The organism is Collimonas sp. OK307 (assembly GCF_900113705.1).
Taxonomy (GTDB): domain Bacteria; phylum Pseudomonadota; class Gammaproteobacteria; order Burkholderiales; family Burkholderiaceae_D; genus Collimonas.
In genome coordinates, this window is the sequence record NZ_FOQI01000009.1 from 150136 (window position 1) to 174905 (window position 24770).

At 57.9% G+C, this 24770-nt stretch carries 21 protein-coding genes; 11 read left to right on the plus strand and 10 right to left on the minus strand.

What is annotated here, in order from left to right; genetic code table 11:
• The 5 genes from BM205_RS13705 to panB all read left to right on the plus strand — a co-directional run bounded on the left by BM205_RS13705 (nucleotide 1) and on the right by panB (nucleotide 4141).
• Nucleotides 1–675: a histidinol-phosphatase gene (locus tag BM205_RS13705; RefSeq protein ID WP_092415469.1), complete on the plus strand. Its 675-nt coding sequence runs from the start codon at nucleotides 1–3 to the stop codon at nucleotides 673–675.
• Nucleotides 672–2051 (plus strand): polynucleotide adenylyltransferase PcnB, encoded by a 1380-nt coding sequence (gene pcnB, locus BM205_RS13710; RefSeq protein WP_092415330.1) that lies wholly within the window; start codon nucleotides 672–674, stop codon nucleotides 2049–2051. Before BM205_RS13705 ends, pcnB begins: the two co-directional genes overlap by 4 nt.
• A complete protein-coding gene (gene folK / locus BM205_RS13715) occupies nucleotides 2048–2545 on the plus strand; it encodes a 2-amino-4-hydroxy-6-hydroxymethyldihydropteridine diphosphokinase (RefSeq protein ID WP_092415332.1) in 498 nt (165 codons plus the stop codon). Before pcnB ends, folK begins: the two co-directional genes overlap by 4 nt.
• 91 nt (nucleotides 2546–2636) lie before the next feature.
• Entirely contained in the window at nucleotides 2637–3284 is a 648-nt protein-coding gene (locus BM205_RS13720) for a deoxynucleoside kinase (RefSeq protein ID WP_092415333.1), read from the plus strand.
• Between the two features lie 2 nt (nucleotides 3285–3286).
• The gene (gene panB, locus BM205_RS13725; RefSeq protein WP_175511263.1) at nucleotides 3287–4141 is read left to right on the plus strand and encodes a 3-methyl-2-oxobutanoate hydroxymethyltransferase; all 855 of its coding nucleotides are present in this window, start codon (nucleotides 3287–3289) and stop codon (nucleotides 4139–4141) included.
• A 97-nt stretch (nucleotides 4142–4238) separates the two neighbouring features.
• On the opposite strand, the gene BM205_RS13730 is transcribed toward panB, so the two are convergent.
• The 6 genes from BM205_RS13730 to BM205_RS13755 form a co-directional block, all read right to left on the minus strand.
• Nucleotides 4239–5111, minus strand: a complete 873-nt coding sequence (locus tag BM205_RS13730; RefSeq protein WP_092415335.1) for a proteasome-type protease — start codon at nucleotides 5109–5111, stop codon at nucleotides 4239–4241.
• A 127-nt stretch (nucleotides 5112–5238) separates the two neighbouring features.
• A complete protein-coding gene (locus BM205_RS13735; protein ID WP_092415472.1) occupies nucleotides 5239–6051 on the minus strand; it encodes a transglutaminase family protein in 813 nt (270 codons plus the stop codon).
• Nucleotides 6052–6059: 8 nt separating this feature from the next.
• Entirely contained in the window at nucleotides 6060–7076 is a 1017-nt protein-coding gene (locus BM205_RS13740; protein ID WP_092415337.1) for an alpha-E domain-containing protein, read from the minus strand.
• A gap of 1 nt (nucleotide 7077) precedes the next feature.
• Nucleotides 7078–8493, minus strand: coding sequence for a circularly permuted type 2 ATP-grasp protein (locus BM205_RS13745; RefSeq protein ID WP_092415339.1), 1416 nt, complete (start codon nucleotides 8491–8493; stop codon nucleotides 7078–7080).
• Between the two features lie 247 nt (nucleotides 8494–8740).
• The gene (locus BM205_RS13750; RefSeq protein WP_092415341.1) at nucleotides 8741–9196 is read right to left on the minus strand and encodes a cupin domain-containing protein; all 456 of its coding nucleotides are present in this window, start codon (nucleotides 9194–9196) and stop codon (nucleotides 8741–8743) included.
• 15 nt (nucleotides 9197–9211) lie between these two features.
• Complete coding sequence (locus BM205_RS13755; protein ID WP_092415343.1) at nucleotides 9212–9865, minus strand: glutathione S-transferase family protein; 654 nt, start codon at nucleotides 9863–9865, stop codon at nucleotides 9212–9214.
• Between the two features lie 166 nt (nucleotides 9866–10031).
• Between BM205_RS13755 and BM205_RS13760 the strand changes: the two genes are divergently transcribed.
• The 4 genes from BM205_RS13760 (at nucleotide 10032) to BM205_RS13775 (ending at nucleotide 18284) form a co-directional block, all read left to right on the plus strand.
• A complete protein-coding gene (locus BM205_RS13760; protein ID WP_092415345.1) occupies nucleotides 10032–11255 on the plus strand; it encodes a polyhydroxyalkanoate depolymerase in 1224 nt (407 codons plus the stop codon).
• A gap of 60 nt (nucleotides 11256–11315) precedes the next feature.
• The gene (locus tag BM205_RS13765; RefSeq protein WP_092415347.1) at nucleotides 11316–14669 is read left to right on the plus strand and encodes a transglutaminase family protein; all 3354 of its coding nucleotides are present in this window, start codon (nucleotides 11316–11318) and stop codon (nucleotides 14667–14669) included.
• Nucleotides 14670–14796: 127 nt separating this feature from the next.
• Nucleotides 14797–17343, plus strand: a complete 2547-nt coding sequence (locus tag BM205_RS13770; RefSeq protein ID WP_092415349.1) for a circularly permuted type 2 ATP-grasp protein — start codon at nucleotides 14797–14799, stop codon at nucleotides 17341–17343.
• A complete protein-coding gene (locus tag BM205_RS13775; protein ID WP_092415351.1) occupies nucleotides 17340–18284 on the plus strand; it encodes a transglutaminase family protein in 945 nt (314 codons plus the stop codon). The genes BM205_RS13770 and BM205_RS13775 overlap by 4 nt, the downstream gene beginning before the upstream one ends.
• 24 nt (nucleotides 18285–18308) lie before the next feature.
• On the opposite strand, the gene BM205_RS13780 is transcribed toward BM205_RS13775, so the two are convergent.
• Genes BM205_RS13780 through BM205_RS13795 form a run of 4 tightly spaced genes read right to left on the minus strand, consistent with a single transcriptional unit; the run spans nucleotide 18309 to nucleotide 22933 of the window.
• Nucleotides 18309–20345 (minus strand): sodium:solute symporter family protein, encoded by a 2037-nt coding sequence (locus BM205_RS13780; RefSeq protein WP_092415353.1) that lies wholly within the window; start codon nucleotides 20343–20345, stop codon nucleotides 18309–18311.
• Nucleotides 20342–20608 carry a DUF4212 domain-containing protein gene (locus tag BM205_RS13785; protein WP_254783885.1) on the minus strand — a complete coding sequence of 89 codons (267 nt, stop codon included), beginning with the start codon at nucleotides 20606–20608 and terminating at the stop codon, nucleotides 20342–20344. Before BM205_RS13785 ends, BM205_RS13780 begins: the two co-directional genes overlap by 4 nt.
• 33 nt (nucleotides 20609–20641) lie before the next feature.
• Nucleotides 20642–22189, minus strand: a complete 1548-nt coding sequence (locus tag BM205_RS13790; protein WP_092415355.1) for a sensor histidine kinase — start codon at nucleotides 22187–22189, stop codon at nucleotides 20642–20644.
• Nucleotides 22190–22198: 9 nt separating this feature from the next.
• On the minus strand, nucleotides 22199–22933 hold the full coding sequence (locus BM205_RS13795) for a response regulator transcription factor (RefSeq protein ID WP_092415357.1): 735 nt from the start codon (nucleotides 22931–22933) through the stop codon (nucleotides 22199–22201).
• 112 nt (nucleotides 22934–23045) lie between these two features.
• Here BM205_RS13795 and BM205_RS13800 point away from each other — a divergent pair, with 112 nt between their 5' ends.
• Both BM205_RS13800 and BM205_RS13805 read left to right on the plus strand, forming a co-directional pair.
• Nucleotides 23046–23447 carry a hypothetical protein gene (locus tag BM205_RS13800; RefSeq protein WP_139227264.1) on the plus strand — a complete coding sequence of 134 codons (402 nt, stop codon included), beginning with the start codon at nucleotides 23046–23048 and terminating at the stop codon, nucleotides 23445–23447.
• 238 nt (nucleotides 23448–23685) lie between these two features.
• Complete coding sequence (locus BM205_RS13805; protein ID WP_092415361.1) at nucleotides 23686–24648, plus strand: Tim44 domain-containing protein; 963 nt, start codon at nucleotides 23686–23688, stop codon at nucleotides 24646–24648.
• Nucleotides 24649–24770: the final 122 nt, after the last annotated feature.

The following is a 24770-nucleotide window of genomic DNA, read 5'->3' on the forward strand; positions in this document are numbered from 1 at the left end:
ATGAACCTGGCTCTATTTGACCTTGACCATACGCTGCTGCCTGTCGACTCCGATTATGAATGGGGGCAGTTCCTGGTACGCATCGGCGCGGTAGATCCGGACGCCTTTGAAAAGAGCAACGCAGAATGGTTTGCCCAATACCAGGCCGGTACGCTGGACCCGGTCAAATACCTGGAATTCGCGTTCGGCACGCTGTCGAAATTTCCACGCAAACAGCTCGATGCCTGGCATGAACAATTCATGAAGCAAGTGATCGAGCCGCAAATTACCCCGGCTGCGCGCGCCTTGCTGCAAAAACATCAGGATGCCGGCGACCTGGTCGCGATAGTAACGGCCACCAACAGTTTTGTGACCGAGCCGATCGCCAAGGCGCTGGGCGTCGATTTCCTGATCGCCTCGGACCCGGAAACCACCGGTGACGGCGAGATTACCGGCAAGCTGGCAGATACGCCGACTTACGGTCCCGGCAAAGTCATCCATACCCATGCCTGGCTGGCCACCATGGACATGACGCTGGCCAGCTTCCCGCGCAGTTACTTCTATAGCGATTCGCACAACGACCTGCCGTTGATGCTGCTGGTCACAGATCCTATTGCCACCAACCCAAACGCCTTGTTGAAAGCGCACGCAAGCGCGAACGGCTGGCCAATCCTGAATTTATTCGACGCGCAATGATCAAGAAGCTGATTCGCTCCATCCTTGGGAAAAAGAAAAAAGATCCCACCAAACCGTTGATACTCGGCCCGAAACAGCACGGCATCGATCCGAAACTGGTTTCCTCCAATGCGATACGCGTCACCAAGACGTTGCAGGATGCCGGCTATAAAGCCTTCATCGTCGGCGGTGCGGTGCGCGATCTGTTGCTGGGGGTGAAACCGAAGGATTTCGACGTTGCCACCAACGCCACGCCGGAACAGGTCAAGCGTTTGTTCCGGCGCGCTTTCATCATCGGCAAACGGTTCCAGATCGTGCACGTGATGTTTGGCCAGGATCTGCTGGAAGTCACCACTTTCCGCGGTGCTTCATCCGACGGTTCGCCGAAAGACGAGCACGGCCGCGTCTTGCGTGACAACACCTTCGGCGAGCAGCATGAAGATGCGGTGCGGCGCGATTTCACGATCAATGCGATGTACTACGATCCGGCCACCGAGAGCGTGCTCGATTACCACGGCGGCATCGACGATATCCGCGCCAAGACCTTGCGCATTATCGGCGATCCGGAAGCCCGTTTCCGGGAAGACCCGGTGCGCATGCTGCGTATTGTGCGTTTCGCCGCCAAGCTGAAATTTACGATCGATCCGGCCACCCGGGCGCCTATACCGGTGATGGCGGCCCTGATCGATAACGTCCCTGCGGCACGCGTATTCGATGAAATGCTGAAGCTGCTGATGAGCGGCCACGCGCTGGCTTGCCTGCAGCAATTACGCAAGGAAGGCCTGCATCACGGTTTGCTGCCGTTGCTCGATGTGGTGCTGGAACAGCCGCTGGGTGAGAAATTCGTGACGCTGGCGCTGGCCAATACCGACGTCCGCGTGCAACAAGGTAAACCGGTTTCTCCCGGCTTCCTGTTCGCTTCGTTGCTGTGGCATCAGGTGCTGGAAAAGTGGACTGCCTACAAGGCGGCCGGCGAATTCCCGATCCCGGCGCTGCATCTGGCGGCCGACGATGTCCTGGAAGCGCAAACCGACAAGCTGGCCTTGCAACGCAAGATCGCCTCCGACATGCGTGACATCTGGGCCATGCAGCCGCGCTTTGAACGCCGGACCGGCAAGGCGCCATACAAGTTGCTGGAGCATTTGCGCCTGCGCGCCGGTTACGATTTCCTGCTGTTGCGTTGCGCCTCCGGCGAGATCGATAGCGAAATCGGCGAATGGTGGACTGCATTCATGGAGGGCGACAGCGCTGAACGTGAAGTGCTGCTGGCGCAAAAACCGAAAGTGGCAGCTGAAGCTGCGCCACCTAAAAAACGTCCGCGCCGGCGTGGATCGCGCAGCGGCGCCAAGACCGCCAATCCGGGCGGCCGCAGCAATGACGACCAAGGTGGTCAATGACAGCGATGTCTTCGGCTGAACTGGTCACGGCTTATATCGGCATAGGCGCCAATCTGGGTGATGCCAGCGCCCAGGTCCAGCGCGCCATCCTGCAACTCGGCAAGCTGCCCGACACCAGCCTGGACGCGCAATCCAGTTTGTTTTGCACCGCGCCGCTGGACGCGGGCGGCGATGATTACATCAACGCCGTGGCGCGTGTCAAAACCTGCCTCAGTGCGCATGCCTTGCTGCAGGGCATGCAACAGATTGAACAGGATTTCGGCCGTGAGCGTCCTTATCCCAATGCTCCGCGTACGTTGGATCTGGATCTGCTGCTATATGGTCAGTCGACCTTCGCGGATGCAGTGCTGACGGTACCGCACCCGCGCATGACACAACGTGCATTCGTCCTGATTCCGCTATTGCAGATCGATCCTTTCATCGTCATTCCCAACCACGGCCCGGCACATCAGTTTGCCCCGCTGGTGGTGGACCAGGTCATCCATAAAATATAACAACCTGGATGGCTGTTTGCCGAAGACGAGCCGAGTCCGGCAGCTTCTGGCACACTATCCCTCTCACGCCTGTAGCGCCTCACTTTTAAACATGAATCTAGACAGTTATAAATACATCGTCGTAGAAGGCCCGATCGGGGTCGGCAAGACCACGCTGGTGAACAAGATCGCCATGCATTTGGGCGGCAAAGTCTTGCTGGAGCAACCGCAAGCCAATCCCTTTCTGGAAAAATTCTACCGTGACGCTCCGCGCTACGCGTTGTCGACACAAATGTTCTTCCTGTTCCAGCGCCTCAACCAGTTGCGCGAATCGGCGCAGAATGACTTGTTCGACAGCCCCAGCCATCTGGTCTCCGATTTCATGTTGGCCAAGGATCCGATTTTCGCCAGCCTGACGCTGGCCGACGAAGAGCTCAAGCTGTACCAGCAAATGTACGAGCATTTGCGGCCGCAGGTGGCGACGCCGGACCTGGTGATTTACCTGCAGGCCGAGCCGGAAACCTTGGGAGAGCGCATCAAAAAGCGCGGCATCGAAATGGAAGCCGCGATCTCGCAAGAATACCTGGCGCGCTTGTGCGAAAGCTATAGCCGCTTTTTCTATCACTACGACGATGCGCCGCTGCTGATCGTCAACAACGAACATCTGGACCTGGCCGGCAACGAAGCCGATTTCAGCTTACTGCTGGCCCGCATCGACGGCATGCGCGGCAAGCGTGAATTTTTCAATCGTGGAGAATGATAATGGCAGGATATATACAAGGTAGTGACCCAGCTAGCGATCCGGCAGCGAAATCACATACCCGCAGCAAACCGGTCACCATCCCGGCCCTGCAAGCCTTGCGCGAAAAGGGTGAAAAAATCACCATGCTGACTTGCTACGATGCCAGCTTTGCCGCCTTGATGGATCGCTGCGGCGTTGAAACCTTGCTGATTGGCGATTCGCTCGGCATGGTTTGCCAGGGCCACAATTCGACCTTGCCGGTAACCATACAAGACATCGTGTACCACACCGCCAGCGTGGCGCGCGGCAATCGTACCGCGCTGGTGTTGGCCGACCTGCCGTTCGGCACTTATGCCACGCCGGAAAGCGCATTCGAGAACGCGGTACCGGTGATCCAGGCTGGCGCACAAATGATCAAGATCGAAGGCGGCGCCTGGCTGGCGCCCACGGTGCGCTTCCTCACTGAACGCGCGATCCCGGTCTGTGCCCATCTCGGCCTGACGCCGCAATCGGTGCATCAGATGGGCGGCTACAAGGTACAGGGCAAGTCGGTCGCGGCAGCGGAGCAATTGAAAGCTGACGCCCTGGCGCTACAGGAAGCGGGCGCCAGCTTGCTGGTGCTGGAAGCGATTCCGGCTGGGCTGGGCAAGGAAGTCAGCGACCTGTTGCGCATTCCGACCATCGGCATCGGCGCCGGCCCGGATTGCTCCGGCCAGGTACTGGTGATGCACGATCTGCTGGGTGTTTTCCCCGGCCACAAAGCGCGCTTCGTGAAAGACTTCATGCAGGGCCAGAGCAGCATCGATGCCGCCGTGCTGGCGTATGTCAGCGCGGTGAAGGACAAATCGTTTCCGGCGCCTGAACACTGCTTCTGAGATTGCCTGGAGTGAGAGCTTGAATTGAAAACGGCGCCGCGATCCAAGATCCGGCGCCGTTTGTATTTGATGCAGCTGCGGCTCGTGTCGCCTGATATTAATGCTGCCTGCCGTTGGTTCCCTGCGCCAGCGTTTGCAGCGGCGCCGGTGGGTTCTCGGTACTCAATTCTTGCGGCGGCATTACCACCAGCGGTTCGCTACGCGAGCCTTGTGCCGACAGCACGTTGGCGGTGGTTTCCGGATCGGCATTCCAGACCGGATCGGCGATGCCGTCGAACACGCTTTTGAGCTGCTTGCCCCAGTTTTCCCGAATCATCTGGAAGTACTGGTTCTTTTCGCCGATCGTCACAAAGCGGGTGACTGCCAGCGTATCGTTTTCATACAGCAGCATATCTAGCGGCAAGCCTACCGAGACGTTGGAGCGCAGGGTGGAGTCCATCGAAATCAGCGCACATTTTGCTGCCTCGTCCAGCGATGAGGAGGGCGTGATGACGCGGTCAAGTATCGGTTTGCCGTATTTGGATTCGCCGATCTGGAAGTAGGTATTCTCGTTGTGCGATTCGATGAAATTGCCGGCCGAATAAATCTGGAACAGGCGGCAACGCTCACCTTTGATCTGCCCACCGAAAATAATGCTGACGTTGAAATCGATACCGAATTTTTCCAGTGCCGCAGCTTCGCGGTCATGCACGGTACGGATTGCCTCGCCGACGATTTGCGCGGCTTCGTACATCGAGTCGGCGGTCCAGATGGTTTTGCCGGCGGCGTTAACACGCTCGCCGATGATTTCCTTGATCGACTGCGAAATGGACAGGTTGCCGGCGGTCATGAAAACCATCAGGCGTTCGCCCGGGTTTTCGAACACGCTCATCTTGCGCGCGACGGCGACGTGGTCAACTCCCGCATTGGTGCGTGAGTCGGAAAGGAAAACCAGGCCGGAATCGAGGCGCAGGGCTACGCAGTAAGTCATGATGTATGAGAAAAATGCAAAGTCGAGATTTTACAGGAAGCCAAATCCGTATCCTGGTCAGATTGCCACAGTTTGTTGGCCATGTGACAAATTTTCACGAATTAATCGTGCATTAACGCGTGTCGACTCATTGATCTGATGGCAATGCAGAAACATTGACTTGCACGGTCAACGTTTCTTCACCGCCACCGCGCCGTACCCCGCGTACCGGCGCAGCCGAATCGTAATCCCGTCCAATTGCCAGCCTGCAATAGTTATTGCTGGCAAAGCAAGCATGGGTCACATCGATACTGATCCAGCCGGAAAAGTCATGTTCCTCAACCCACACGTCCACCCAGGCATGGCTTTCCGCATGATTGGTGTTACCGGGATCGATATAGCCGGATACGTAGCGCGCCGGAATGCCCGCCGTGTGGCAGCAAGCCAGGAACAGGTGGGCGTGATCCTGGCAGACTCCTTGTCCCAGGGCCAGCGCGTCGTCGGCGCTGGTGGTGACTGCAGTCGATCCGCTCTGGTAGGCCACAGCCGCACAGATCGCTTGCGCCAGGTCCAGTAGCTGCGTGTTGCCGGCGCCAGACTGCAGGTGTCGATGCGCAAAATCCATCACGGCGACGGTAGGCTGCGTCAGTTGCGTCGGCACCGTAAATACCAATGGCGAAAATTCACCAGGTTGCGGCAGGCGGCCCAGATGCAACGGAGCGACCGCCACCGTCCCTTCGGCGATGATGCGGACCTCGTGGTGCGGTCTGGTGATGGTCAGCGTATGGCTCAGGTTGCCGAAAGCATCGGTGAAAGGATGGCGCGTACCCGAGCTGCGGATATTCCAGGCCAGGGTACGCTGCTGCACTTCCGCGCGCGGCGTCAGCCGCAGTTGCTGAATCGTGTAGGTCAGCGCTGCGGTGTAGTGATAAACCGTTTCATGCCGTATGGTGAGTAGCATGTCGGGCATCAGGGATTGAGGGGTACCAGGAAATCGCGGCTGATGCGATTGCCGAGTTCGAAAATGCGCTCGAAGAACTGCGTCAGGTAGTCATGCAGTCCGGCGTCCAGAATCTCATCGAGACTGCTGAACTTGAGATCGGCATGCAGCTTGCCGGCAAAGCGCTCAGTATCGGCAGAAATGTCGTTATGCACATGTTTCAGATTGCCGATCACTTGCGTCATGCAGGCCAGCAATGAGCGCGGCATGTCCGGCCGCAGGATCAGCAAATCTGCCACGCGCGCCGGTGTGATCACATCCCGATACACCTTGCGGTAGATTTCAAAGCCGGACACCGAACGCAGGATCGCCGCCCAGTAGTAGAAATCGACCTGCGGTTCGGCAATCGCATCCTTGCGTTCCTCGGCGTGTCGCTGTTCGGTGCTTTGTTGCTGGCCGTTTTGGTGGTTTTTCTTGTACTGGCCTTTTTTCGCCCCGTGGAATTTGACATCGATGATGCGTGCGGTATTGTCGGCGCGCTCCAGGAATGTGCCAAGGCGAATGAAGTGGAATGCTTCATCCTTGAGCATGGTACCGATGGTTACCCCGCGCGACAGATGCGAACGGTGTTTGACCCATTCAAAAAATTCACTCGGATTGCGCTCCAGAGCATCGGTCTGCAAGTAACCCTGCATCTTGATCCAGGTGGCGTTCTGGATTTCCCATGCTTCGGTAGTCAGCGCGCCGCGCACCGCGCGGGCGTTCTCGCGCGCCTGTTTCAGGCAGGATGCGATCGAGGAGGAATTGCTCGGATCGCGCACCATGAAATCAATCACGTCTTTTTGCGTCAGCACGCTATATTTTTTGTCGAAAGCCTGCTGCAGTTCGGAAATGCCAAGGATCGCGCGCCAGCCTATTTCCGCATCTTCAACCGATTGCGGCAACAGCCCGGTTTGTACGTGTACATCCAGCATACGTGCAGTGTTTTCTGCCCGCTCGGTGTAGCGGGACATCCAGAATAAATGATCGGCGGTGCGACTGAGCATGTTATTTCTCCAGAATCCAGGTGTCTTTGGTGCCGCCGCCTTGGGATGAATTAACCACCAGCGAACCTTCCTTGAGGGCGACGCGGGTCAGGCCGCCGCGCACCAGGGAGACATTTTTTCCGGACAGCACAAACGGTCGCAGGTCCAGGTGACGTGGGGCGATGCCGGATTCGACATAGGTCGGGCAAGCCGATAAAGCCAGGGTCGGCTGGGAGATATAGCCGTCCGGCTTGGCGATCACGCGCTGGCGGAAATCTTCGATTTCCTGCTTGGTCGATGCCGGTCCGACCAGCATGCCGTAACCGCCGGCGCCATGCACTTCCTTGACGACCAGATCCTTCAGGTTATCCAGGGTGTACTGCAAATCGTCTTTTTTGCGGCACTGGTAAGTCGGGACATTGTTCAGGATCGGCTTTTCCGACAAATAAAACTGGATCATGTCAGGCACGAACGGATACACCGACTTGTCATCGGCGACACCGGTACCGATGGCATTGGCCAGCGTGACATTACCGGCGCGATACACCGACAGCAGGCCAGGCACGCCCAGCGACGAATCGGGACGGAAGGCGAGCGGATCGAGATAGTCGTCGTCGATCCGGCGATAAATCACGTCGACCCGTTTCGGGCCGCGCGTGGTGCGCATGTAGACCGCGTTATCGTTGACGAACAGATCCTGGCCTTCTACCAGTTCGACACCCATTTGCTGCGCCAGGAAAGCATGTTCGAAGTAGGCCGAGTTATACATCCCCGGCGTCATCACCACCACGGTCGGATCGGTCACGCCAACCGGCGCCACCGAACGCAGATTGTCCAGCAGCAGGTCAGGATAGTGGTCGACCGGTGCAATCTTGTGGCGCAAGAATAATTCGGGGAACAGCCGCATCATCATCTTGCGGTTTTCCAGCATGTAGGACACGCCCGAAGGTACCCGCAGATTATCTTCCAGCACGTAAAACTCGCCCTGGCCGGCACGTACGATATCGACCCCGGCAATATGCGCATAGATATCCGAAGCAACCGAGATGCCCTGCATTTCCGGGCGATACTGGGCGTTGCGGAAAATCTGTTCAGCGGGGATCACGCCTGCCTTGACGATGTTCTGGCCATGATAGATATCGTGGATGAACATGTTGAGCGCCTTGACGCGCTGTATCAGGCCGGCTTCGAGTGTCGCCCACTCCTGCGCATGGATGATGCGCGGAATGATGTCGAAGGGGATCAGACGTTCGGTGCCGGCGTCATTGCCATAGACCGCAAAGGTAATGCCGACGCGGCGGAAAATCAGGTCGGCCTCGGCGCGTTTGCGGGCGATGGTTTCGGCGGTCTGAGCGTTGAGCCAATTGGAAAATTCGTCATAGTGCGGGCGCACCGACGATTTGCCATCGGAGTACATTTCATCGAAAAAATTTGCCATGATCTTGCTTTGCTGTGGTTTGATCGGAAACTATCAAGTAGCTATCAAGAAGCGTGCCTGTTGCACGCTGCTGGCTGACGTTCAAGCTTTGGCTTGTGTAAAAAATTATTCAAAGATTAACATGCGATGTTGTAATTTGAATAGGCTTTATTTCAGCAATGCCGGGTCAGCACTTAGCAAATTTTGCGTAATCTGGGTGGCGTCCTCCATGATGTTTTGATTGCAAAAACCTGGTGTCCTATGCAGCTCAACCAGACTTAACCCATGGCGTCGGCGCCGGAACGGCGCACGGTGCCGGCATGTCGATTGAAGTGAATGCCGCCGGGCTAACGATTTCAAGATACTCCATGTCTTCCGAGTAGTCGAATAAAAAATGCACTATGCCTGGGCGTTGGTGCACGCAGTCGCCGGCCTTGACCAGCGTTTCTTTATCGCCGTACATGAAACGGGCCCAGCCCTTGAGCATGTAGACGATATGGAAATTGGCTTCATGCCGGTGCCAGCCGGTGCCTACTTCCGGCGCCATGTTGGCTTTCACCAGATGCGCCACCACCTGGCCGCCGGTGGCGGCGGCAATCCCGAGATCGCGATACAGGAAAAAATCACGCAGGCCGCCGGATTCGAATTCAGTGTCACCCTCGCGGACATGCGAGAACGAGGTGGCCGGGCTGGCAGTTGTGCTTGTACTTGTGCTTGTATCCATCGCAGCTATCCTTTCTCAAAACTCTACATCCAGTTCATTGATATCGTCCGGTTCAAGCTTGGCGGCCTTGATCCACTCCTGCATTTCCGGCATGGCCAGGATACGCTTGCAATAGGCGCTGCAGACGGAATCCAGTTTTACATCGTACGTCAAAAACCGGGTCGCCACTGGTGCATACATGGCATCGGCTATCGAGCGTTCGCCAAACAGGAATGGTCCGCCGTAGGTCGCCAGGCATTGTTTCCAGATGGTGGTGATGCGTTTGATGTCGGCTTCGGCGCGTGACCACACCTTGAAGTCGGGAAAATGCGCTTTGATGTTCATCGGCAGCGCCGAACGCAAGGCGCTGAAGCCGGAATGCATTTCGCCGCAGATCGAACGGCAGTGGGCGCGCGCGGCACGGTCCGCCGGCAGCAGCCCGGCCTTGGGCCGGATTTCGTGCAGATATTCACCGATAGCCAAGGTATCCCACACCACGATATTGCCGTGATACAGGCAGGGCACCAGGATCGACGACGACAGCAGCAGGATTTCGGCGCGCGCATCCGGATCGTCCGGCGAGATCGGGTTTTCCTGGAACTCAAGACCGGAAAACCGCGTCATCAGCCAGCCGCGCAACGACCACGACGAATAATTTTTACTGGTAATGCTCAATGTGGTCTTAGGCATGGCAATATTCTTCCGTATTGGATCGAAAGTGACGTGATTGGCAAACCGGTTTGACAACTACTGAGCAAAGGCCGTGCCAGAGATATGGGCATGGATATTGCAGAAGTGGCTGTCAATGTAGCTGCATATGTAGCGTTTGCCCGCATTCCAATAACAGGGTAGTCCCATGACTAAAATTTACCAGGCATATCAGGGCTATTCGGATCTTAGCGATCCGATGCGTGTGTGGGCTGGCATGGCCGCACCGGTGTTGGGCTACAAGTGGCAAGGATGGCCTGACAGCCTGGCGCTGCGCAGGCTGGCCGCCGCCTGCGAAGTGTTTTCTTGCACCCAGTTGACGCATCAACGCCCCGCATTCGGGATAAGCAGCGTGGAAGAGAATGGTTGCACGGTTTCGGTGCATGAAGAAGTAGCCGAGCAGACGCCATTCTGTACTTTGTTGCATTTCCGCAAAGACAGCGAGGTAGTGCAGCCGCGTGTACTGGTGGTGGCGCCGATGTCGGGACATTTCGCCACCTTGCTGCGCGGCACTGTGAGCACGCTCTTGCGCGATCATGATGTGTACATCACCGACTGGCACAACGCGCGCGACGTGGCCTTGAGCGACGGCCGTTTCGGCTTCGACGAATATGTCGGGCACCTGATCCGTTTCATCGAGACGATCGGCCCCGGCACGCATCTGGTGGCGGTCTGCCAGCCAACTGTGGCGGCGCTGGCGGCGGTAGCGCTGATGGCTGCCGAACGGCATCCGGCGCAGCCATCCAGCATGACCTTGATGGCCGGCCCCATCGATACCCGAATCAATCCGACAGCAGTCAATCACCTGGCGAAAAGCAAGCCGATTTCCTGGTTTGAAGACAACCTGGTTAGTACCGTGCCCGGCCGTTTCGCCGGCAGCCAGCGCCAGGTCTATCCCGGTTTCCTGCAGCTGAATGCATTCATGAGCATGAATCTGGAACGCCACCTCAAGGCTTTTCAAAACCTGTACAACTATCTGGTGGAAGGCGAAGACGACAAAGCCAATGTCATCAAGACTTTCTATGCTGAGTATTTCGCCATGTCGGATCTGGCGGCAGAGTTTTATCTGGAAACGGTACAAAGCGTTTTCCAGGATCACGCACTGCCGCTTGGCGAAATGCAGGCATTAGGGCGTACGATAGAACCGGCGGCGATTCGCCGCACCGCATTGTTTACCGTAGAGGGGGAGAAGGATGATATCTGCGCGGTAGGCCAGACCGTGGCGGCGCAGGACATGTGCAGCGGCATACGGCCGTACATGAAGACGCATCATGTGCAAACCGGGGTCGGCCACTATGGCGTATTCAATGGCCACCGGTGGGACAAGGAAATTTATCCGCGCCTGCGCGAATTTATTTATAGCCACCAGTAGGGTGGGCACGCCTTTGTACCCACGCTACGAAAAAATTATTGATTGTCGCAGAGGATATCCATGTCAATTCACGTAGCACTCAATCATCTCACCACCTATCGCTACGAACGTCCGATCAGCCTGGGTCCCCAAATCATCCGCTTGCGGCCGGCGCCGCATTGCCGCACCCGGATCCTGAGTTATTCGCTGCGGATATTGCCGGAACCGCATTTCATCAACTGGCAGCAAGACCCGCAGGCCAACTATCTGGCGCGGCTGGTGTTTCCGGAAAAGGCCAGTGAATTCCGCATTGAAGTCGATCTGGTCGCCGAAATGTCGGTACTCAATCCCTTCGATTTTTTTCTTGAGCCGTATGCCGAGAAAGTACCGTTTTCCTACGCACCGGAATTGCAGAACGAGCTGGAGCCATACCGCAAGAAATTGCCGCTGACGCCGTTGCTGCAAAAATTCCTGGATCAGGTGCCGCGTGAAAGAATCCGCACGGAGGATTTCCTGGTCAGCTTGAACCAGCAGTTGGCGCAAATGATCAGCTATACCATTCGCATGGAACCGGGAGTGCAAACGCCGGAGCAGACGCTCGGCCTTGGTTCAGGTTCCTGCCGCGATTCGTCGTGGCTGCTGGTGCAGATACTGCGCTACCTGGGTTTGGCAGCGCGTTTCGTATCGGGTTACCTGATCCAGCTGACGGCCGACCAGAAATCGCTGGACGGCCCATCCGGACCGCAAACCGATTTCACCGACCTGCATGCCTGGTGCGAGGTGTACCTGCCCGGCGCCGGCTGGATCGGTCTCGATCCAACCTCCGGTTTGTTCGCAGGGGAGGGGCACATCCCGCTGTCGTGCACGCCGGAGCCGTCGTCGGCAGCACCGGTCAGCGGCATGGTCGAGCCATGCGAAGTAGAATTCGAACACGCCATGAGCGTACGTCGCATCTGGGAATCGCCGCGCGTCACCAAGCCGTATAGCGAACAGCAATGGGAGGAGATTGAAGAACTGGGCCATGCCATCGACGACGACCTGGATACGCTCGATGTGCGCCTGACGATGGGCGGTGAACCGACTTTTGTCGCGCTCGATCATCCGGATGGCGAGGAATGGAACACGGCTGCGATGGGCCCCACCAAGAAACCGCTGGCCGCTGAACTCTATCATCGGCTGCGGCAGCAATATGCGGCGCAAGGCTTGCCGCATTTCGGCCAGGGGAAATGGTATCCGGGCGAACAGTTGCCGCGCTGGTCGCTCAATTGTTACTGGCGTCGCGACGGCGAACCGATCTGGACCACGCCGGCATTGATCGCCGACGAAACGCAGGCACAAGTGAAAGCCGGCGATGACAATGTCGCCGAGCGTTTCTTGCAAGGCGTTGCCGCGCGCCTGTCGCTGGATCGTCAACACGTTTTTGCCGCCTATGAAGATATCTACTATTACCTGTGGCGCGAGCGCCGTCTGGCGATTAACGTCGATCCGTCCGATGCGCGGCTGGATGACAAGCAGGAGCGCGCCAGGCTGGCACGAGTCTTTTCGCAAGGCTTGCGCAAAGTTGCCGGCTACGTATTGCCGCTGGCCCGCAGCAACGATGAACGCGAGTGGAAAAGCGGTAGCTGGTATTTGCGCGGCGAGTTCTGTTATCTGCTGCCCGGCGATTCGCCGTTAGGCTACCGGCTGCCGCTCGATTCGCAGCCTTGGGTCAAGACTGATGATTACCCTTACGTGCATCAACCCGATCCTACGCAGGCCTTCCAGCCGCTGCCGATTGCCCAGCAAATCCGGCATCGACTTGCGACACCGGCATCTACAGCCGGCAAGGATAAGACAGCCGCGGCTGATGCGCCGAAATATAGTTCTGCCTTCGCCAGCGAAACACCGGCGGCGCCGGCGCCATTCGAGTCTGCCGATGAGATTGCGCGCACTGCCTTGTGCGCAGAAGTGCGGCAGGGCGTGCTGTATCTGTTCATGCCGCCGCTGGCCCGGCTGGAAGATTATCTGGAACTGGTGGCAGCGATCGAAGCCACAGCCCAGGCATTGAAGCAGCCGTTGTTAATGGAAGGCTATGAACCGCCGAACGATCCGCGTCTGGGCAAGTTCAGCGTCACTCCCGATCCCGGTGTGATTGAAGTAAATATCCAGCCCATGCATAGCTGGAGCGAGCTGGTTGCCAACACTACTTACCTGTACGACGTCGCTCGCGAGACTCGTTTGACCACAGAGAAATTCATGCTCGATGGTCATCACTCCGGCACCGGCGGCGGTAACCATCTGGTTCTTGGAGGCGCCACCACCGGCGATTCGCCATTCTTGCGGCGCCCCGATCTGTTACGTAGCCTGATCAGTTATTGGCATAACCATCCGTCGTTGTCCTATCTGTTTTCCGGCATGTTCATCGGCCCCACTTCGCAAGCGCCGCGCGTGGACGAAGCGCGTAACGATGCCGTGGTCGAACTGGAACTGGCGTTCACAGAGATGGATAAGCAACTCGCCGCTGATGGTTGCGCACCATGGCTGGTGGACCGGCTGCTGCGCAATCTGTTGATCGACGTGACCGGCAACACGCACCGCGCCGAGTTTTGCATCGATAAGCTGTATTCGCCCGACAGCAGCACCGGCCGCCTTGGCTTGCTGGAATTACGCGCATTTGAAATGCCGCCGCATGCACGCATGAGCCTGACCCAGCAATTGCTGCTGCGGGCACTGGTAGCGCGCTTTTGGAAAACACCATACAAGCCGTCTCGCCTGGTGCGCTGGGGCACCGAGTTGCACGATCGATTCTTGTTGCCACATTTCATCTGGCAGGATTTCTGCGATGTGATGGACGATATGCAGCAGGCCGGTTATGCGCTCAAGCCGGAATGGTTTGCGCCGCACTTCGAGTTCCGCTTTCCAAAGATCGGCGATTTTGCCGTCAATGGCATCGCCCTCGAACTGCGCACGGCGCTGGAACCATGGCATGTGCTGGGCGAGGAAAGCCGCTCCGGCGGCAACGCCCGTTACGTCGACTCCTCGCTCGAACGGTTGCAGGTGAAAGTAAGCGGCATGGCGCCGGATCGCTATGTGCTGACCTGCAATGGCGTACCCGTGCCTTTACAGCCGACAGGGCGCGTCGGCGAGTTTGTCAGCGGCGTGCGTTACCGCGCCTGGCAACCACCGTCAGCCCTGCATCCGACCATCGGCATCGATTCGCCGCTGACCTTCGATCTGGTGGACACCTGGAACGGCCGTAGCCTGGGTGGCTGCCAATATCACGTGGTGCATCCGGGCGGACGTAGCTACGAGACGTTCCCGGTTAATGCTTTCGAAGCCGAAAGCCGGCGGCTGGCACGTTATTTCCGCCTCAATCACACCCCGGGACAGATGCAGGTAACTATGCCGATAGCGTCCATCGAGTTCCCATTTACGTTAGACTTACGTCACTTCTGATCAAGTTTTACAGGCAGGGTGCAGGAAGATCGTAGCGCGGCTATTTTCATGCGGCGCTGCGATTTTTCGGGACTGCTGGTGGTAGAGCTTGCATTTAAATCGTTCCAGGTGACGCAAGCGATCAACTATGTACCAGCGCTTACTTGAAAGTTACCCCGCAGAAGCGGATCGTTACGACGAAATGCTTGAAGCCGGCGGTCGCCTGCGGCCGCATTGGCGTACGCTGATCGATCAGCTGGAAGGCTTGTCGCCAGAGATTCTGCGCCGCCGCGCCCGCGAGGTGCGCGAAGCGATTGCTGCAGAAGGCGTTACCTACAATGTGTACGCCGATCCGCAAGGCGCCAACCGCCCGTGGGAACTGGATCTGTTGCCACAAATCATCTCCGCGGATGAGTGGCAGACCTTGTCCGCCGCAGTAACCCAGCGTGCGCGTCTGCTCAACGCGGTGCTGGCCGATCTGTACGGCCCGCAAACACTGCTTTCCGAAGGATTGCTGCCACCAGCCTTGGTATTCGGCCAGCATGGCTACCTTTGGCCCTGCCGCGGCATAGAACCGCCGGCCGGCATACATCTGCACCTGTACGCGATTGATCTGGCGCGTTCACCGGATGGCCATTGGTGGGTCATGTCGGATCGCACCCAGGGACCGTCAGGTGCAGGGTATGCCTTGCAGAACCGGCAGATCATGTCGCGCGCATTGCCGGATACGGTGCGCGACATGCATGTCCAATCCCTGTTGAAATTTTTTCACACACTGCACGACAGCCTGAACACGCTGGCGCCGGCCGGCGGTGAACCGCCGCTGGTGGTGTTGCTGACCCCGGGGCCGTACAACGAAACTTACTCCGAGCACGCATTCCTGGCGCATACCCTGGGCTTCCCGCTGGTCGAAGGGGCTGACCTGATGGTGCGTGGCGACATGGTGTACCTGAAGACGCTAAGCGGTTTGCGGCGCGTCCATGCGATCCTGCGGCGGCTGGATGACGATTATTGCGATCCGCTCGAATTGCGCGCCGATTCGGCCCTCGGCATTCCGGGCCTGGTGCAGGCGGCACGTCTCGGCAATGTGCTGATTGCCAATTCACTCGGCAGCGGCGTGCTCGAATCTGGCGCCTTGCATGGTTTCCTGCCAGCCATCTGCGAACGCTTGCTGGGCCAGCCGCTAGCGCTGCCGGCAGTGGCGTCGTGGTGGTGCGGCGAAAAGCCGGCGTTAGATTACACCCTGGCCAATCTGGAGCAGCTGGTGATCATGCCGGCGTTTCCATCGATGCGCATGCAACCGGTCTATGGCCACAGCCTGAATGCACAATCGCGCCAACGCGTGATCGATAGCTTGCTGGCCCAACCGCACGCCTATGTAGCGCAGGAATGGGTGCGCTTGTCGCAGGCGCCAGTATTGTCGCGCAGCGGCGAATATCGTTTGATGAGCCGCGCGGTGAGCTTGCGGGTATTCGTGGTCGCTGCTGCCGACGGTAGCTACCATGTGATGCCGGGCGGCCTGACACGGGTCGCACCGCGCCAGCGCAAGGATGTGGTCTCGATGCAACAGGGTGGCGCCAGCAAAGATGTCTGGGTGCTGAGTCAGATGCGCCCGGAAGTGAGCGAAGCGGCCGCGCCACTGGCAGCACCGTTAGAGTCCATCGACGCCCGGCAGCGCTCATTGGATACGATTTACAGCACCGTCGATATTTCATCGCATGCCGGCGAAAACCTGTTCTGGATGGGGCGCTACGCCGAGCGCTGCGATAACCTGGCGCATTTGCTCAGGGCGACCCTGCAGCGCAGCAGCGATCTGCAGGGTGAAGCGCGCGAGACCTTCTACCAGCTCTGCGAAATCTGCCGCGGCCTCGGGATTACTTTGCCAAGCGCATCACTGGCAGGGCGGCCAACCGTCAACGCCATGCAGCAAGGCCTGATTGCCGCCATCGTCGACCCAACCGCGAGCGTCAGCATCGCTGCCAATCTGCGTCATTTGCATCATTGCGGTTACCAGGTGCGCGAACATCTTTCGCTGGATAACTGGCAGGCACTCAATCGCATGCCAGGCCTGACGGCGGACGGCGGTGCTCACGCCGGTGCGACGCCTGTCGGCGCATTGACCATACTGAACAACGTAATCCAGGCTTGCGTGGGCCTGGCCGGGCACGCGTTGGACGACATGACACGCGACGAAGGCTGGCATTTCCTGATGCTGGGCCGGCACATAGAGCGCATGACCCATCTGGCGACCTTGTTCGGCCAGTTCCTGCGGTTGCCTACGGAGCGTCAGAACAGGGCGCTGCCGTGGTTGCTGGAGTCTGCCAATAGCGTGGTCACTTATCGCGTGCGCTATCGGCGGGCGCCGGAATGGCTGCCGGTATTGCATCTGCTGGTGTTCGACGTCAGCAATCCGCATGGCATTGCATTCCAGTTCCATATGCTGGAGCGCTATTTGAGCGATATCGCGGAACAACTCGGTACCCTCAACATGGATACGCCGGCACATTTATCGGCCTTGCTGCGTGAGTTTGAATTGCAGGACTTAAGCCACGATTCCTTATTCGTGGCCGACGCCCACGCCCGCCTGGTGCAACTGATGCGCGATGCGATTGCCGGCGCTTTTTCTCTGTCCGACGAATTGGCGCGGCATTTCTTCACGCCCCTGAACGCGCCGGTGAGCCAGGGAGTGTCATGATGAGCGAGCATTCTTCTTATACTTATCACATTCGTCACGATACGCATTATGCGTATTCGCAAGCAGTGCGCTTGTCGCATCAGATGCTACGCCTGACGCCGCGTTCGTTGCCATGGCAAACCTGTACTTCGCACGGCATCAGTATTACGCCCGAACCGCAAAACCTGCGATTGCTGCTGGATAGTTTCGGCAATCCGATGCAATCGTTTTCCCTGGAAAGCGACCATACCGATCTGCGTGCACTAGCTGAATCGTGGGTGACGTTGACGTCGCGTCAATTGCCTGCAGTCACGCCAACCTGGGAGCAGGCGCGTGCCGCGCTTTCGTATCACGCAGGCCAGTTCTTGTTGCCCGACGATCTGGAAGCCACGCGTTATCTGTTTGAATCGGCGCACGTGCGGATCAAACGCGAGCTTCTGGCTTATGCCGCAGAGTCGTTTACACCTGGGTTACCTTTGTTGGCAGGGATAGAGGCCTTGATGACGCGGATTTTCCAGGAATTCACCTTCGACCCGTTGGCCACCACGGTATCAACCCCGGTCACCGAAGTGTTTGCCACCAGACGCGGCGTATGCCAGGATTTCGCGCACTTCATGCTGTCCTGCCTGCGTTCATTGGGTTTGGCGGCGCGCTACGTCAGCGGCTATCTGCTGACCGAACCGCCACCGGGACAGCCGCGTCTGATCGGCGCCGACGCTTCACATGCCTGGGTATCGGTATATTGCCCAAGCGTCGATGGCCAGCCCAGCAGCTGGATAGATGCCGATCCGACCAATGGCATCTTTCCGGACACCAGCCACATAACGCTCGGCTGGGGCCGCGATTTTCTCGACGTCTCGCCTTTGCGCGGAGTGTTGATCGGCGGCGGCCAGCAAACCATGGATGTGGCAGTGACGGTATTGCCGGCGCACGAGGCGCCGGGGTTTGGTTTTGCGGTGTAAGGCGACAAGTTCCGGGTACCTGTATTAAGGCGCCCGAATCTGATGCAGCAACGCAACCGCGCGCGGATCCGGCGGCGGTGTCAGCAAACTCACAACAATCAGCGTCAACAAACTTGCCGGCACGCCAAAAACACCGGCAGCCATTGGCGCGATATGGAACCATTGACCGCTGACCGAGCCGCCGAGCGCAGGATAGGTGTGCAGCATGTAATAGATGCAGGTGCTGAAGCCAACCACGATGGCGGCTATCGCGCCTTGCTGGTTGCCGCGTTTCCAGAACACACCCAGCGCCAGCACCGGGAACAAGGTCGACGCCGCTAGCGAAAATGCCGCACCTACCATCGACAGGATGTCGCCCGGTTTCAAGGAGGCGGTGTACGCCGCCAGCAACGCCACCACCAGCAACAGCAACTTGGATACGGTGACGCGCTTGGCGTTGGAGGCATGCGGATCGATCATCTTGTAATAGACATCGTGCGACAAAGCGTTGGAAATCGTCAGCAGCAAGCCGTCAGCGGTCGATAGCGCTGCCGCCAGTCCGCCGGCCGCCACAAGTCCGGAAATGTAATAGGGCAGCCCGGCGATCTCTGGCGTCGCCAACATGATCATGTCGCCGTCCAGGTTGATCTCCGACAGCTGCACAATACCGTCATGGTTAAGATCGATAATACTGACCAGCGGATTGCTCTTGTCGATATTAGCCCAGTACGATACCCATTCCGGCAGGTGCGCATACTGGGAGCCGACCAGCGAGGTGTAGATGGTGTATTTCACCAGCACCGCCAGCGCCGGCACCGTGAGATAGATCAGCACGATGAAAAACAGCGTCCAGAATACCGATTTGCGGGTTTCTTGCACCGATGGCGTGGTGTAGTAGCGCATCAGGATGTGCGGTAGGGAAGCCGTACCCAACATCAGGCAAAACACCAAAGCCAGGAAATTATTCCGTTTGATATCCGATGCCTCCTGGGTCGCGCCGGGATATGGTGTTACCTGCGGTAGCGGCGGTTCGGCGCGCGCCAGGTTGGCGGCTTTATCCTGCTGCCACTTGCGCTCGGCTTCCTCCGGCGTTTTCGGATAGTTGTTCAAGGCGCGATTGGCGGCGCGGATCTCGATCAGTGAACTGTTGTTACGCTTGAGTAGTTCGAGATGTCGTTGTGCATCTATGCGCCCCTGTTCCCAGGATTTCGGCAGATTGCGCAGGCGCGTATCGAAGTCATCGGCGTTGGCTTTGAACATCGCCCGTACTTCGATTTCTTTCGGATCTTTATCCAGTTTCTTTTCGATGCTGTCGATTTGCGACAGCACCGAGCCGTAGGAAAATGGCGCTACCGGGTTGTGCGTATGCACGGTCGATAGCCAGATGACCGGAATCAAATAGGCAAACAGAATAATGATGTACTGCGCTACCTGGGTCCAGGTAATCGCCCGCATGCCGCCCAGGAAGGAGCAGACCAGGATACTGGCCAGGCCGAGGAAAATGCCGACGGAAAAATCAACGCCGGTAAAGCGTGAGGTGATCAGGCCGACGCCGTAGATTTGCGCCACTACATAGATGAAAGAAATCACTACGGTTGCCGCCACCGCAACTATTCGTATGGGATTGCTGTTGGTGTGGCCGCGGTAGCGCGCGGCGAGGAAATCCGGGATCGTGTATTGGCCGAACTTGCGCAGATACGGGGCGATCATCAAGGCGACCAGGCAATAGCCGCCGGTCCAGCCGATGACGTAAGCCAGGCCGTCGAAACCCTGCAAGTAGAGACCGCCGGCCAGGCTGATGAACGTGGCGGCAGAGATCCAGTCGGCAGCGGTTGCCATGCCGTTGAACAGCCCCGGCACGCGCCGTCCTGCCACATAGTATTCCGATACGTCCGAAGTACGGCTGACGATGCCGATGCCGGCATACAGGACGATAGTCGCAAACATGAACAGATAGCCGATCCAGGTGCGCGGCAAGCCTTCTTTTTCCAGGATCGCCAATACCACCAGCAAGAGGATGAAGCCGCCTGTATACCAGCCGTAATAGCGTACCAGCCGCCAGAAGAAAGATTTATCGTTCATTGCTGCTCGCGGTCCGGCTGCCGTTGATCTGTTTTTTTCATTTGCCAGGTATATACCGCGACGATCAGCAGGTAGATCAGCGCCAGTCCCTGCGCCGCCATGTAAAACGATAGCGGCCAGCCGAACAGGCTTATATGCGACAGCTCTCGTGCAAAGAAGATGACGGAGAAGGTCAGCGCAAACCAGATCAGCAACAGCCCCAACGTCAGTCGTCTGGTGCTTTGCCAGTGACTGGCGGGATAGCGCGGGCGGGTTTTCATCATACGTAGTTCTAATCCGATGACTAATGGTTGTCGTTAGTGGAAATCTGTATTGGATTCTGAAACAGGATTTTCCAACAAGCGAAAGCTGACACGGAACAAGCTGCCTGGCAATTCCGGATCGGTGCTGCGCGGATTGTAGGAAATCGTCACTTCTGCATCATGCTGCTGCGCGATTTCGCGCACGATTGCCAGCCCCAGGCCGCTGCCATTGCCGCCGCCGCTGCCGAGGATGCGGTAGAAGCGTTGGAACACGTGGTCGCGCTCGGCTGGCGGAATACCGGCGCCGGTATCCTCGACTTCGAGTATCGCCAATCCTGTTGCCGGCTCGCCGCGCACCCGGACCGTAACGCTGCCCTCGACCGGCGTGTAATGCAGGGCATTGTCGATCAGGTTGCCAAGCAGTTCGCGCAACATGAGCGGGTTACACAAGACCGGCAGCGCGTGATCTGCCTGTTCAAAGCCGAAATCGATACGCTGGGTGAATGAAGCCTGGACCCAGTCCTGCACCACGGCACGCGCGAATTCGGATAAATCGACTTGCACAAACGGCGCGCTCTCCTGCGACTGGTTTTCCGCCCGCGCCAGAGATAACAATTGATTGACTAACCGGGTCGCCGACTCAGAACTCTTTGCCAATTGTTCTAGTGACCGGTGAATATCGTGGTGGCTGGTCTGCCGCAATGCCAGTTCGGACTGCATGCGCATGCCGGCCAGCGGCGTTTTCATTTGATGCGCGGCGTCGGCAATGAAACGCTTCTGGGTCTGAATCGAAAGTGAAAGGCGCGACAGCATATCGTTAAGTGAACGCACCAGCGGCGAGATTTCTTCGGGCACCTGCCCTGAATCGATCGGGCTCAGGTCGTCCGGGCGCCGGGCCCGGATCCGCTGCTGCAATTCGGATAATGGCGATAGCCCGCGTGACAAGGCAAACCAGATCAGCGCCAGCGCGATCGGCAGGATCAGGAATTGCGGCAGGATCACGCCCTTGATGATTTCGTTCGCCAGCCGGGCGCGCTTTTCCAGCGTTTCTCCTACCTGCACCAGCGCTAGCCGTGGCGGTTCTTTCTTGCCGGCAGCGTCATTGGCGTCGAGCGCACTGCGCAGATCGACATAGGTGTAGGCGATACGGACATCGTTGCCGTGCACGGAACTGTCCAAAAACCTGACCGTGCCCGGGTGCAAGGGATCTTCTTCCGTCACCGGCAAATGCATGTCACGGTCGCCGTCGACATATTCGCCATGGGGCCCGGTGATCAGGTAATAGACATTATCGACATCGTCGGCGCGCAGGAAATCGCGGGATGGATTGGTCAGGCGCGTCACTACCTTGCCGTTGACTTCGCTGACCTGCTGCGACAATACCGTTACGCTATCGTCCAGCGCCTGGTCGAAGGGCTGGTTGGCGATCGACTTCGCGACGACATAGGTAATCGCGATGCTGATCGGCCATAGCAGCAACAGCGGCACCAGCATCCAGTCCAGGATCTCGCCGAACAGGGAGCGTTGTACCCGCTCTTCAGTGTGGTTGACAGATGGGTTGGTCGGGCTTGGCTGCGCGGCCAGGGATTGAGTGTCGCGCATGGGCAAGTATTAACGGCGGCTGGACGAATCCACCGGGGACAGCGGTGCGGCGGAAATTGCCGAAATGACCTGCGGTTCGCTGATTTTTTCCAGGCAATAGCCAAGACCACGCACCGTGGCAATCCGTACGCCGCCGATTTCGATTTTCTTGCGCAATCGATGGACATACACTTCGATGGCGTTATTGCTGACTTCTTCGCCCCACTCGCACAGGTGATCGACCAGTTGTTCCTTGGAGACAAGGCGGCCAGTGCGCTGCAGCAATACTTCCAGCAGGCCAAGTTCACGTGCCGACAGGTCGAGCATCTGTTCGTTGATATAGGCGATCCGTCCGACCTGGTCGTAACTTAGCGGGCCGTGCTTGATGACTGTGGGGCCGCCACCGGCGCCACGGCGGGTCAGCGCACGCACCCGTGCTTCCAGTTCGGACAGTTCAAACGGCTTGGCCATGTAGTCGTCGGCGCCCAGGTCGAGCCCTTTTACCCGCTGTTCGAGTGAATCGGCGGCGGTCAGGATTAGTACCGGCAACCGCGAATTGCGGGCGCGCAGACGGCGCAGCACTTCCAGGCCGGTCATTTTGGGCAGGCCCAGGTCTAGGATCAGTAAGTCGAAATCCTGGGTCGACAAGGCCGAATCCGCTTCCATCCCGTTCATTACGCAGTCGGTGGCATAGCCCGACTGGCGTAGCGAACGCGTCAGTCCATCGGCTAAAACACTGTCGTCTTCGGCAAGCAAAATGCGCATGATGGTGGTGTTTCCGTGTACGGTGGATGGAAGGTACTACTTGTAGTCTATGGCGTTTCATTCTTTGCAGCAAGGCCGACCGCAAAATTACCGCTTCTGTTTGGTATAATCATTGCCACCTAATCTGACCTGGATCCGCTTTCCCACTTTGATGCAACGTTTACTGATTCTTTTGCTGATGTTTCTGCTGCCAATGCAAGTCTTTGCAGGCATGACTGAATTTAAAGCAAACCCTCAGGCAAACGTAGTGACGACACTGGCATACGCGGTTCAGCAAGATGATCATCAAGACGCTCGTCAAGATGCGCCGGCCAGTAAAACTGACGGTGATTGCAATTCACAAGATAGCGCCGTGGACGACGTCGAGATGCATGTCGATCTTGGCGATGAAACGGTACCCGCTTTCCCCCTTATATTTGCCGCTGCGGCAATTGCTTCAACACCGGCGCTAAGTAACGACAAAGCGCGCCAACCTCCGTTCTTACCTCCGGCCGGACCTCCGCCGAGAGCCTAAGCGCCTTTACGCCGCCATTGCTGTTGCAGCTGGCGGCGGGCGTTTTCCTATCTGCCGGGCTAGCTCCCGGCGATTCCATCCATTCACGATGCTGATCGGCAGACCGATGCGTCTCGCATCTGGTCTTAAATCCGGGCCGGTTCAGCATCATGCATGGCTGCGAAGTTTCAAAATTTAGCGGCGCATGTGATCGATATGATCGATACGACCGTGATTGCATCAAATCTCAGGAGAATGTATGAAGAAATTATTCGTGGCGCTGATCGTCGTAGCCATGACGTTATCAGCTGGTATGTCGACCGTTGAAGCCAAGCGCATGGGCGGCGGCGGTTCCTTCGGCAAAAAATCGCAAAGCATGAATCGCCAGGCGGCGCCTGCGCAGAATCAAGCCACCAATGCTGCCAAGCCGGCAGCAGCTGCTGCAGCCCCGGCCGCTGCTGCAGCAGCCAAACCTAGCATGTGGAAAGGCATGCTGGGCGGCGCTTTGCTGGGCTTGGGCCTGGGCGCATTGCTTTCCAGCATGGGCCTGGGCGGCGCCATGGCAGGCATGATCAGCAACATGATCATGATTGCCTTGTTCGCGTTTGCCGCCATGTTCATTTACAAGCTGGTACGCCGCAAGATGGGCAACGGCGCCGCTGGCAACAACGGCATGCGTCCTGCGTTTGCGGCATCGGCGCCTTCCAGCTTCACGCCGGAAATCGCTTCGCGTGTTGATCAAGCTGATCAGCCTATGCAACGCACGGCCTTTGACGCCGCACCTGCAGCGGCGGCGATGGGTGCCGGAGCTGGTGCAGCCGGCGTTGGCGGCTGGGGTGTGCCTGCGGACTTCGATACTGTCGGTTTCTTGCGTCATTCGAAGACTTACTTCCTGCGTCTGCAAGCAGCGTGGGATAAGGCAGATAGCAACGATATCCGCGAATTCACCACGCCGGAGATGTTTGCCGAGTTACGTATGCAGTTGCAAGAGCGCGGCGCATCGGATAACCATACCGATGTCGTGGCGCTGGACGCTGAATTGCTGGGGATCGAGACCGTCGATAGCGATTATCTGGCCAGCGTGAAGTTCACCGGCATGATCAAGGAAGACGACGCTTCTGCTGCTGCGCCGTTTGCCGAGATCTGGAACTTGTCCAAGCCAACCGCGGGACACGGCGGTTGGATACTGGCAGGGATCGAGCAAGTGGAACAAAACGCCTGAATCTAGACTTTAGGCAGTTGTAGCTCAGGATGGTGTTTAAAAGCCACCGGCAAGAAATTGCCGGTGGCTTTTTCTTTTGGTTCGTACGACTAATGGCACAATACGGGGTTTTCAGGATATTG

What these genes read in the sequence shown, in the direction of transcription:
- pcnB (WP_092415330.1), top strand. Translation starts at nt 672, where the DNA reads ATGATCAAGAAGCTGATTCGCTCCATCCTTGGGAAAAAGAAAAAAGAT.
- BM205_RS13760 (WP_092415345.1), top strand. Translation starts at nt 10,032, where the DNA reads ATGACTAAAATTTACCAGGCATATCAGGGCTATTCGGATCTTAGCGAT.
- BM205_RS13765 (WP_092415347.1), top strand. Translation starts at nt 11,316, where the DNA reads ATGTCAATTCACGTAGCACTCAATCATCTCACCACCTATCGCTACGAA.
- BM205_RS13795 (WP_092415357.1), bottom strand. Translation starts at nt 22,933, where the DNA reads ATGCGCATTTTGCTTGCCGAAGACGACAGTGTTTTAGCCGATGGACTG.
- BM205_RS13745 (WP_092415339.1), bottom strand. Translation starts at nt 8,493, where the DNA reads ATGGCAAATTTTTTCGATGAAATGTACTCCGATGGCAAATCGTCGGTG.
- BM205_RS13790 (WP_092415355.1), bottom strand. Translation starts at nt 22,189, where the DNA reads ATGCGCGACACTCAATCCCTGGCCGCGCAGCCAAGCCCGACCAACCCA.
- BM205_RS13750 (WP_092415341.1), bottom strand. Translation starts at nt 9,196, where the DNA reads ATGGATACAAGCACAAGTACAAGCACAACTGCCAGCCCGGCCACCTCG.
- BM205_RS13775 (WP_092415351.1), top strand. Translation starts at nt 17,340, where the DNA reads ATGATGAGCGAGCATTCTTCTTATACTTATCACATTCGTCACGATACG.
- BM205_RS13770 (WP_092415349.1), top strand. Translation starts at nt 14,797, where the DNA reads ATGTACCAGCGCTTACTTGAAAGTTACCCCGCAGAAGCGGATCGTTAC.
- BM205_RS13720 (WP_092415333.1), top strand. Translation starts at nt 2,637, where the DNA reads ATGAATCTAGACAGTTATAAATACATCGTCGTAGAAGGCCCGATCGGG.
- BM205_RS13730 (WP_092415335.1), bottom strand. Translation starts at nt 5,111, where the DNA reads ATGACTTACTGCGTAGCCCTGCGCCTCGATTCCGGCCTGGTTTTCCTT.
- BM205_RS13805 (WP_092415361.1), top strand. Translation starts at nt 23,686, where the DNA reads ATGAAGAAATTATTCGTGGCGCTGATCGTCGTAGCCATGACGTTATCA.
- BM205_RS13735 (WP_092415472.1), bottom strand. Translation starts at nt 6,051, where the DNA reads ATGCTACTCACCATACGGCATGAAACGGTTTATCACTACACCGCAGCG.
- BM205_RS13755 (WP_092415343.1), bottom strand. Translation starts at nt 9,865, where the DNA reads ATGCCTAAGACCACATTGAGCATTACCAGTAAAAATTATTCGTCGTGG.
- BM205_RS13780 (WP_092415353.1), bottom strand. Translation starts at nt 20,345, where the DNA reads ATGAACGATAAATCTTTCTTCTGGCGGCTGGTACGCTATTACGGCTGG.
- panB (WP_175511263.1), top strand. Translation starts at nt 3,287, where the DNA reads ATGGCAGGATATATACAAGGTAGTGACCCAGCTAGCGATCCGGCAGCG.
- folK (WP_092415332.1), top strand. Translation starts at nt 2,048, where the DNA reads ATGACAGCGATGTCTTCGGCTGAACTGGTCACGGCTTATATCGGCATA.
- BM205_RS13705 (WP_092415469.1), top strand. Translation starts at nt 1, where the DNA reads ATGAACCTGGCTCTATTTGACCTTGACCATACGCTGCTGCCTGTCGAC.
- BM205_RS13785 (WP_254783885.1), bottom strand. Translation starts at nt 20,608, where the DNA reads ATGATGAAAACCCGCCCGCGCTATCCCGCCAGTCACTGGCAAAGCACC.
- BM205_RS13740 (WP_092415337.1), bottom strand. Translation starts at nt 7,076, where the DNA reads ATGCTCAGTCGCACCGCCGATCATTTATTCTGGATGTCCCGCTACACC.